A 2,498-nucleotide genomic window follows, 5' to 3' on the forward strand; every position below is an offset into this window, starting at 1 on the left:
CTTGTGTTTCACTAGCCTGCGAAGAATCTAAATCGGTCGCGGAGGAACTGTCCGTTAACTGCTGCTGCGCAAGCCATGCCTTTGTTTCCTTCATACGATAGGAATTGCCGTTCATATTGATCAGATAGGCCTGATAGGTCAGTCGGTCAATCATGGCTGCTGTCATGACCGGATCCTGGAAAATCTCACCCCAACGTTCAAAGGACAGGTTAGTGGTGATGATTGTCGACTTCTGACCGGCTCGCAAAGAGAGATGGGTAAACAAGAGCTCGGCGCCCTCCTTGTCAAAAGAGATGTAGCCCATTTCATCGACGATCACTAGGTCATACTTCTTGAACCGTGTTTCAAAGGCACGGAGTGTCCGCTCCGATCGGCACTCTTTCATATGATTGATCAGTAGGGGAACCGTTGTAAACCAGACGGTATAGCCCTTCTCACAGGCCTTGATACCAAGACCGATGGCCGTGTGGGTCTTCCCGGTCCCCGGATTGCCGGCAAGAATCAGATTCCGTCCTTCTTCGATGAATTGTAGTGTCTTTAATTGTTTATATTTTCGTTGGGCATCCTCCGGGAGATCACGGACCGACAGGTCCTCCAGATACTTCTTGTAGGGAAACTTAGCACGACGGATGCGGTTGGCCTGAGCCGTTTGTTGCCGGGCATCCCACTCTTTTTGAAGGAGTTCAGCCAGAAAAGCTCCATAGCTGAGATCTCGCGTTGTGGCATCCTGTATCTGCGCCTGGAAACATTCACGAATCGTCGGTAAGCGAATTTCTCTGCAGTACTGATAAATGGTGTCGCTCATTGCGCTCTTTTTCATCCTACACTCACCTCGTGTTCACCGACTTTAGTTGTGTTAAACAGATTGTCGTACATTTTCAGATGCCGCATTGCCTGATACTCAATGCTTTTCCCTTCTTCGGTAGGGGGCAATGGAACTGAATGATTGAGACGTTCGCGATTTCTTTCACAAATTACTTTGATTTTTTCTGTTGTCACATGTTCCGGGCCCATTTGACGTAATTCCTGAATACTTTGTTCAATCTCCTTCAATGTGGCCTTTTCTTTCCAGTAAGCAAGCAGTTCTATAAATTCCTTCCCACGATTGATATAATAAGTAGTGTAAATCCGTTTGAGTATAGGATCTGCCTGTTGCAGCGCTGTGCTACCAGCCAATGCACCAGGCTTTTTTCTTAATGTATCAAGGAAGTGTTCAATTTTCAGGCTCCATCCGTGATTTCGCATCAAAATTTGATGCTCCGCAACCTTCTGTTCCTCATAGAAACAGGCGAGCCGCTGTGTATAGACCTTGATCTGAAGCTGTTCACCGACCAAATGATCGGGGACCGAATAGTGATTCTGATCCACCACAACAGTGGCGTACTTGTCCACACGAGCGGTAAGATAACGGGCAGTGTCAAAAGGAGCGGGGAGCGGTAGGAGGAAAGGAAGTTCACTTTCCAATTTTTTCTCTGCCGTTTGCCCTTCGGAACCGCAGGGTTCCTTTTGATTTTGCTTCTGACAGATTTGATGTAGATAGCTGTTAGCTTCCTCCAGACTATCGAAAGTATCTCGGTAGGCAAAGGCTTTCCGCCGAATGACTTCCACGCTTCGTTCAACATGTCCTTTTTCATTACCCCGCCGAGTGTTGCAGAAGCGAAAGGCATACTGATAATAGAGGGATAGTTTCAACAGACCTTCGGTAGGTTCTTTCTCCGTTGGCCCAACGAACCGTTTGACGGCAACCCGCATGTTGTCGTAAACCATCGTGTGGTAAACGCCACCGATATCCTTAAAAAACAGAACATGCGCCTCCTGAAAACATTCAGTCTTTTGTTTGGCAAACAGATAGGCCATACGATAATTGCCATAGGCAGAAGTGAACACAGCCATTTGAAACGTCTTTAGTTTCCCTCCAATCTCAATTTTGACTTCGCCCCAGTCAAATTCACAGATATCCCCCGGTGTATAACTCCCCTTGATATAGGCTTCTTTTGCCTTTTTTTCGATACTTCGGATGGCCCGAAGGACCGTGCTGTAACTGATGGAGATGCCCTCCTCATCGCGAAGCGACTCATAGATGTCCATTGGCTTTTTCTGCTGCTTGTACCGCCCCGTGTTCCGCTTGTGTTCATTCTCCTTCAGATGATTCTGAATGCTTTCCATCACTGAGTCCGTCAGAACCCGCCTTTCTCTGTGATTCCCCTGATACTTTGGAGCTTCTACCAACTCCTGAATGAGTTTTTCCAGATTGGCCTCCTGATTCGACTGCCGAATCTGATGCATTTTGAGCTCAAAGGCTTTGATATACTTTCTAACCGTTTTTCGATCAATTCCTGTTTCTCTCGCAATCTCTCTTTGTGATCGTCCCTCCCTTAAGTACTTCAATAAAATATCACGTTTCTGCATCAAAATAATCGTCATCCCCATCTCCCCACAGCTGACAATCTGATCATCTGTGGGTTAATTATATCTAAGTGGGGGAATTTTCAATGACT

2 protein-coding genes are annotated in these 2,498 nt (G+C 46.6%); both read right to left on the reverse strand.

Translation table 11 applies throughout. The features are described 5' to 3' along the window. The coding region (gene istB / locus D889_RS15155; protein ID WP_018962466.1) for an IS21-like element helper ATPase IstB at nucleotides 1-820 on the reverse strand (820 nt) is incomplete at its 3' end. Further along, a complete protein-coding gene (gene istA, locus D889_RS0114705; RefSeq protein WP_010632950.1) occupies nucleotides 817-2,424 on the reverse strand; it encodes an IS21 family transposase in 1,608 nt (535 codons plus the stop codon). The genes istA and istB, both read right to left, overlap by 4 nt. Nucleotides 2,425-2,498: the final 74 nt, after the last annotated feature.

Source organism: Sporolactobacillus vineae DSM 21990 = SL153 (assembly GCF_000377985.1).
GTDB classification, from domain to species: Bacteria; Bacillota; Bacilli; order Bacillales; family Sporolactobacillaceae; genus Sporolactobacillus; species Sporolactobacillus vineae.